This is a genomic window from Vibrio sp. Vb0304, assembly GCF_033338995.1.
Taxonomy (GTDB): Bacteria; Pseudomonadota; Gammaproteobacteria; order Enterobacterales; family Vibrionaceae; genus Vibrio; species Vibrio alginolyticus.
Map to the genome: position 1 here is coordinate 1 of NZ_JAWOTT010000374.1, position 1029 is coordinate 1029.

A 1029-nucleotide genomic window follows, 5' to 3' on the forward strand; every position below is an offset into this window, starting at 1 on the left:
CTGCCTTTGTCGCTATTTTGTTTGTCTCGCTCCTTGTTCCGCCGCAGCGCAGCCATGTGGCGTCTTGCTCGCAGTCTTTGAGCGTCATTCAATTCAATCTTTTTTACGAAAACTCAGACATCAATCAGTTCATCAACTATCTATTGAGGCATCCTGCTGATTTGGTGGTGATGCAAGAGCTGACGCCGCGTGTTGGCAGCCTCTTGCACATGTTGGATGATGTCTATCCGCATTATTATGGTGGCCAACGTGACGTAGGGTACCCATCAAATTTGATGATTCTTAGCCGACACCCGATCACGGAGGTTTCGGTTTATCGTGCGCCAAATGGACAAGAAGTCATCAGAGCGGTTTGGTTGCCTAAAGGTCAAGCACCGATCACTTTGTTTGCGGCTCATCCGCCATCACCAAGAACCAGCGAGCTTTGGCATCAAAGAAATGCGCTGGTGCGAACCATAGAAACTCTGACCGCGCTTTATCCCGAGCCAGAGGTGTTGGTTGTGGGGGATTTCAATCTCTCCTCGGTTAGCCCTCGTTTTTCTGCGCTATTCCCGAGTTTTCAAACCGCGCCAGTGACGAGCTGGCCAACTAACATCAAAGGCATCAACGTGCCAGAGCCGATGATGATAGGCATTGATCATTTGTGGCTAAAATCTGAGCAAGGACAGCGAATCATCTGCGCTCGTGAATCCTCTGCTTTACCACAAGGCTCAGATCACCGCATGGTGACAACCCAGATCGGTGTGCATATTCCATAGTTCAAGCTCTTAGAATTTGTCATGTTTCATAAGTAAAACCTGTGCTGAGCTTGTCATAGAATTGACTGTCTCTGACGATCCTCTGTTATTTGAGCAAGTTCTATAACCTAAACTTTGCTCGCTTCCTATACTGAATTAACGAAGCAGAGTTTTTATAACAACAAGAGGCAGCTTGCATGACAAGAACAACCTCATTTGCACTCGTTTTATTACTTATGTGCGCATACTTTGGTTATAACCGTTATTACGTGTATCCGCAGCAGTTGGAAAC

1 protein-coding gene is annotated in these 1029 nt (G+C 46.7%); it reads left to right on the top strand.

All coding sequences use genetic code 11. The annotated features are described in order from the left end of the window. The coding region (locus R7P35_RS26355) for an endonuclease/exonuclease/phosphatase family protein (RefSeq protein ID WP_318093450.1) at positions 1 to 758 on the top strand (758 nt) is incomplete at its 5' end. Between the last annotated feature and the right edge of the window lie 271 nt (positions 759 to 1029).